We start from the raw sequence: 5,274 nt of genomic DNA, 5'->3' as shown, positions 1-5,274 counted from the left end.
GGTGTCGGGCGGGCGAGCGGGGCGGCGCAGCCGGCCAGGGCGAGCGCGCCGCCGGCGAGGCCGGCGCCGAGCAGGCGGCGGCGGGCACGGTCGGGACGATGGGCGTGATGCATCGCGGCGCTCCTAGCGGGCCGGCGCCGGCTGCGCCGGCTGGGCCGCGAACCACTGCGCCGCCAGCCGCAGCTGCTCGTCGCTGTAGCCGCGCAGGATCTGCGCCATGATCGTCGACGGCTGGGCACCGCTGCGGAAGTCGGCCAGCGACTGCAGGATGCGTTCGGCCGGCTGGCCTGCGAGCGACTTGATCGTCGAGCGCGAATGGCCGTCGGTGCCGTGGCAGTTGGCGCAGGTCGCGGCGACCGAGCGTGCCGCCAGGGCCTCGTCGGCGTGGGCCGCGGCTGGCAGGGCCAGCGTCACGGCACTGAGTGCGGCCAGCAGCGGCCGCAGCGGCGAAGTCATCTCGGGATCCTCCAGTTGTTGTGTGGCGTGTGGCGGCATCGGCCGCCGCCGGCAAAGCCGCCGTGGACCATAGCCGAGACGGCGATGAAGCTGGTCGCGGAAAGCGTGGATAGACCTGCGATTCCTGGCCCGAAGCGGCCGCCGAGCGCGGTGAGGCCGGGTCGGCAGGCGCCGGATCCGGCTGCGACTTGCTTGATTGGTGTCAAGAGACGGCACATCCGGTGCCGAGTCGGGGCCGCGGCTGCCTATCATCCGCGCCGTTGGTGCTCGCCCCGGGTCTGCCGGGGCGGTTCAACGGGAATCAGGAAGGGCTGACGCGGCCGCAGCCGTCGAAGCCCCAACCTGAGCTGCCCCCGCAACGGTAAGCGGTCGGGGCCCGTCGCCGGGCTTCCAGCTCACGTCGAATCCACTGGGTGTTCACGCCTGGGAAGGGCACGTGGGTCGCACCGCCAGCCCGGATACCGGCCAACGAGGTGGCGTGCCCGCGTGAAGCGGCACGCCGTGAGGCGGCGACTGCGGGGAAGCGGTTCGGCCGCGCCGATTCCTGTGCATCCCTTCATGTCCTTCTCCGTTCCGGGCCGCATCACTCCTCTGCGTGCCGGCGCCATCGCCGCGCGCCTTGCGCTCGCTGCCACCGTCGCCCCCTGCGCCTTCGCGCAGACCACCGAGGACCCCATCGTCATCACCGCCAGCCGGCTCGAGGAGCGGCTGTCGCAGACGCTGGCCGACGTCTCGATCGTCGACCGCGCGAGCATCGAACGCAGTGGCGCCGTCGGCGTCGCCGACCTGCTGGCGCGCCTGCCCGGCATCGAGTTCGTGCGCAACGGCGGCCCCGGCGCCAGCACCAGCGTCTACATCCGTGGCGGCGAGACGCGCCACACCGCGGTCTACGTCGACGGCGTGCGGGTCGACTCGCAGTCCACCGGCGGCGCGGCCTGGGAGCAGATCCCGCTGGACCGCATCGAACGCATCGAGGTGCTGCGCGGCCCGGCGGCCGCGGTCTACGGCTCCGACGCCGTCGGCGGCGTGGTCCAGGTCTTCACCCGCCGCGGCCAGGGCGCGCTGCGCGCCAGCGGCGGTGTCGCCGTCGGCAGCCAGGGCACGCGCATGACGGACGCCGGCCTCAGCGGCGCCGCCGGCAACGTCGACTACGCACTGTCGGCGTCGTGGAGCGACAGCGACGGCTTCAACGCCCGCGACGGCAAGAACCCCGACGACGACGGCTGGCGCCGCGGCTCGGTGCAGGCACGTGCCGGCTGGCAGTTCGCGCCCGAGCACCGCGTCGAGGCCTCGTTCCTGGAGAGCCATCTGCATGCCGGTTACGACGCCAGCCTGACGAACGACGACCAGTCGAGCCACGAGCTGCGCACCGCCGCCGTCTCGTGGCGCGGCCAGTGGAACGAACAGGCGACGACGACGGCTCGCCTCAGCGAATCGCAGAACAGCTACGAGACCGAGCCGAGCTACTACCGCACCGAGACCCGGCTGCGCGACCTGCTGCTGCAGTACGAGCAGCACTACGCGCCGGGGCAGCGCCTGTCGGTCGCGCTCGAACGCCGCGAGGACAGGCTGCAGAACCGCGGCACGACTCCGGCCGCCGCACTCGAGGACGAACGTGCGCAGAACGGTGTCGCGCTCGGCTGGCGCGGCGACTTCGGTGCGCACTCGGTCCAGGTGCACGCGCGCCGCGACGACGACAGCGAGTTCGGCGGCCAGAGCACCGGCAGCCTGGCCTGGGGCTGGCGTTTCGCGCCGGCCTGGCGCCTGACGGCGTCGGCGGCGACCTCGTTCCGTGCGCCCACGCTCTACCAGCGCTTCAGCCAGTACGGCAACCCGGATCTGACGCCCGAGACCGGCCGCAACCTCGAGCTCGGCCTGCGCCGCAGCGCCGGGGCTGACGAGTTCGCCGTCGTCGCCTGGCGCAACAAGGTCGACGACCTGATCGTCTTCGGCGCCGCCGGCCCCTGCGCCTCGGCCACCGGCTGCTACGAGAGCGTCGGCCATGCACGCTACGAAGGCGTGACGATCTCCGGCCGCACGCGGCTGGCGGCGGTCGACCTGCGCGCCTCGGTCGACTTCCACGACCCGAAGAACCTGGACAGCGACAAGCAGATCGCACGCCGTGCACGCCGCCTGGCGACGCTGGGTGCCGACACCGATCTCGCCGGCTGGCGCCTGGGGGCCGAGGTCCAGGCCGCCGGCGAGCGCTACGACGACGCCGCCAACACCGTGCGCCTGGGTGGCTACGGCCTCGTCAACCTGACCGCCGAACGCGCGCTGGGCGCCGGGCTGAAGCTGCAGGCGCGCGTCGACAACGCCGGCGACAAGGACTACGCGCTCGCCAACACCTACAACGTGCCCGGCCGCAGCCTGCTCGTCGCGCTGCGCTGGGTGCTGTAGGCCGGGGCTCAATATGGCCGCAGCCGTGCTCGTCGCCGCCCCGGCTTCCGGCCAGGGCAAGACCACCGTCGCCAGCGCGCTGGCGCGGCTGCATGCACGCGCCGGCTCGCGTGTGCGGGCCTTCAAGTGCGGCCCTGACTTCCTCGACCCGCAGTGGCTGGCGCTGGCCAGCGGCGGCCCGGTCGACGCGCTCGACCTGTGGATCAACGGCGAAGCCGATTGCGCCGCGCGCCTGGCGCGTGCGGCGCAGGACGCCGACCTCGTGATCGTCGAAGGCGTGATGGGGCTGTACGACGGCGAGCCCAGCGCCGCCGACCTGGCGCGCCGTTTCGGCCTGCCGGTGCTGGCGGTGATCGACGCCGCGAAGATGGCCGGCACCTTCGGCGCCATCGTGCACGGGCTGCGGACCTGGCGTGCGCTGCCCTGGGCCGGCGTGCTGGCCAACCGCGTCGGCGGCGAGCGCCACGCGGCGATGCTGGCCGCCGCCTTGCCGCCCGAAGCCGGCTGGGGCGGCCATCTGCCGGCAGACGCCGGCTTCGCCTTGCCGGAACGCCACCTCGGGCTCGCCGGTGCCGGTGAACTGCCGGACGCGCTGGCGCGGCTGGATGCCGTCGCCGATGCGCTGGCGAAGACCGTGCTCGGCCAGCGTGCACTCGCCGACTGGCCGCAGTGGACGCCGCCGGCCCTCGTCGACCCGAGCCCGCTGCCGCGCCGGCTCGAAGGCCGGCGCATCGCCGTCGCGCGCGACGCCGCTTTCGCTTTCATCTACGCCGCCAACCTGAAGACGCTGCAGGCACTCGGTGCCGAGACGGTGTTCTTCTCGCCGCTGGCCGGCGACGCACTGCCGCCTTGCGACGCCGTCTGGCTGCCCGGTGGCTACCCGGAGCTGCATGCCCAGACGCTGGCCGCACGCCACGACCTCGCCACGCAGCTGGCCGCGCACCGGGACGCCGGCCGCGCAATCTGGGCCGAGTGCGGCGGCATGATGGCGCTGGCCGAAGCCATCGTCGACGGCCAGGGCCGCGAGCACCGGCTCTGGGGCCTGCTGCCCGGCACGGCGGTGCTGGGCCAGCGTGTCGCCGCGCTCGGGCCGCACCGGCTCGTCTTCGGCGGCGCTGAACTGCGTGGCCACAGCTTCCACTGGTCGCGGCTGGACAGCCCGCTGGCGCCGGCGCTGCACACCGAGCCCGCGCGGTCGACGCCGGGCCTGGCGCCGGCGCCGGGCGAGCCGGTCTATCAACGCGGCGCGCTGAAGGCGAGCTGGTTCCACCCCTGGTTCGCGTCGTCGCCCGAGCTGGCGGCGCGGCTGTTCTCGCCGGAGTCACTGGCATGAAGACCTTGATTCGCAGCCTGGTGCTGCTGCTGGCGCTGGCCGCCGGCGCGGCTGCGGCGGCACCGATCGTCGTGCACGACGAACGTGGCACCGAGCTGCGCCTGGACGCGCCGCCGCGGCGCATCGTCTCGCTGCTGCCCTCGCTGACCGAGACCGTCTGGGTGCTGGGCGGCGGCGAGCGCCTGGTCGGTGTCGACCGCTACTCGAACTGGCCGCCGGCGCTGGCCGCGCTGCCGCGTGTCGGCGGCATGGAAGACGCGGTGATCGAGGCCGTGGTCGCGCTCAAGCCCGACCTGGTGCTCGCGTCCAGCCTGTCGCGTGCCAGCGACCGGCTCGAGGCGCTGGGCCTGCGCGTGCTGCGCGTGCGTGCCGAGCGCCACGCCGACATGCTGGAGCTGATGCGCACGCTGGGGCAGGTGCTGGGCCGCCCGGCCGAAGCCGAGCGCCTGATCGCCCGCCTGGACCACGAACTCGCCGCCGCCGCCGCGCGTGTGCCGGCTTCGCTGCGTGGCCGGCGCGTGTATTTCGAGGTTCACGGCGGGACTTACGCCGCCAGCGCCGGTTCGTTCATCGGCGACACGCTGGCGCGGCTGGCGCTGGTCAACGTCGTGCCGGCCGAGCTGGGGCCGTTCCCCAAGCTGAACCCCGAGTTCGTCGTGCGCGCCGACCCCGACATCGTGCTGATGCAGCAGCGCGACCTGCCGGCGCTGGCGGCGCGCCCGGGCTGGACGGCGATGCAGGCCGTGCGCCAGCGGCGTGTCTGCGGTTTCGACGCCGAACGTTTCGACATGCTGATCCGCCCCGGCCCGCGCCTGGGCGAAGGTGCGGCGGCGATCGTCGACTGCCTGCAGCGGCTGGCGCCCGAGACCACGGCGGCGCGCAAATGAGCGCCTGGGCCTCATCGACTGCTGCGCTGCTGCCGGCCGCGGCGCTGGCGCTGGCGTTCTGGATCGACCGCCGTTTTGGCGAGCCGCGCGACGCCTGGCACCCGGTGGCCTGGCTGGGGCTGGCGATCATGCCGCTGCAGCGCTGGCTGCCGACGCTGGCGCCGCGCGCCGCTTTCGCCGCCGGCACGCTGGCCTGGT

4 protein-coding genes, 1 pseudogene and 1 riboswitch are annotated in these 5,274 nt (G+C 74.0%); of the genes and pseudogenes, 4 read left to right on the top strand and 1 reads right to left on the bottom strand.

Translation table 11 applies throughout. The annotated features are described in order from the left end of the window. Positions 1 to 123: 123 nt before the first annotated feature. Positions 124 to 456: a c-type cytochrome gene (locus tag CKO43_RS24890; RefSeq protein WP_200380347.1), complete on the bottom strand. Its 333-nt coding sequence runs from the start codon at positions 454 to 456 to the stop codon at positions 124 to 126. A 244-nt stretch (positions 457 to 700) separates the two neighbouring features. Beyond that, a riboswitch (cobalamin riboswitch) is annotated at positions 701 to 940 on the top strand. A 74-nt stretch (positions 941 to 1,014) separates the two neighbouring features. Here CKO43_RS24890 and CKO43_RS24885 point away from each other — a divergent pair. The 4 genes and pseudogenes from CKO43_RS24885 to CKO43_RS24870 form a co-directional block, all read left to right on the top strand. After that, the gene (locus CKO43_RS24885) at positions 1,015 to 2,856 is read left to right on the top strand and encodes a TonB-dependent receptor domain-containing protein (protein ID WP_200230747.1); all 1,842 of its coding nucleotides are present in this window, start codon (positions 1,015 to 1,017) and stop codon (positions 2,854 to 2,856) included. A gap of 13 nt (positions 2,857 to 2,869) precedes the next feature. Then, positions 2,870 to 4,189, top strand: coding sequence for a cobyrinate a,c-diamide synthase (locus tag CKO43_RS24880; protein WP_200230748.1), 1,320 nt, complete (start codon positions 2,870 to 2,872; stop codon positions 4,187 to 4,189). Next, positions 4,186 to 5,076 carry an ABC transporter substrate-binding protein gene (locus tag CKO43_RS24875; protein ID WP_200230749.1) on the top strand — a complete coding sequence of 297 codons (891 nt, stop codon included), beginning with the start codon at positions 4,186 to 4,188 and terminating at the stop codon, positions 5,074 to 5,076. Before CKO43_RS24880 ends, CKO43_RS24875 begins: the two co-directional genes overlap by 4 nt. Beyond that, positions 5,073 to 5,274 (top strand): annotated as a pseudogene (locus CKO43_RS24870) (cobalamin biosynthesis protein); the annotation flags it as partial. The gene CKO43_RS24875 and the pseudogene CKO43_RS24870, both read left to right, overlap by 4 nt.

The sequence above is a fragment of the Rubrivivax gelatinosus genome, from assembly GCF_016583785.1.
GTDB lineage: Bacteria > Pseudomonadota > Gammaproteobacteria > Burkholderiales > Burkholderiaceae_C > Rubrivivax > Rubrivivax gelatinosus_B.
This window is presented reverse-complemented; position numbering and strand designations above follow the sequence as displayed.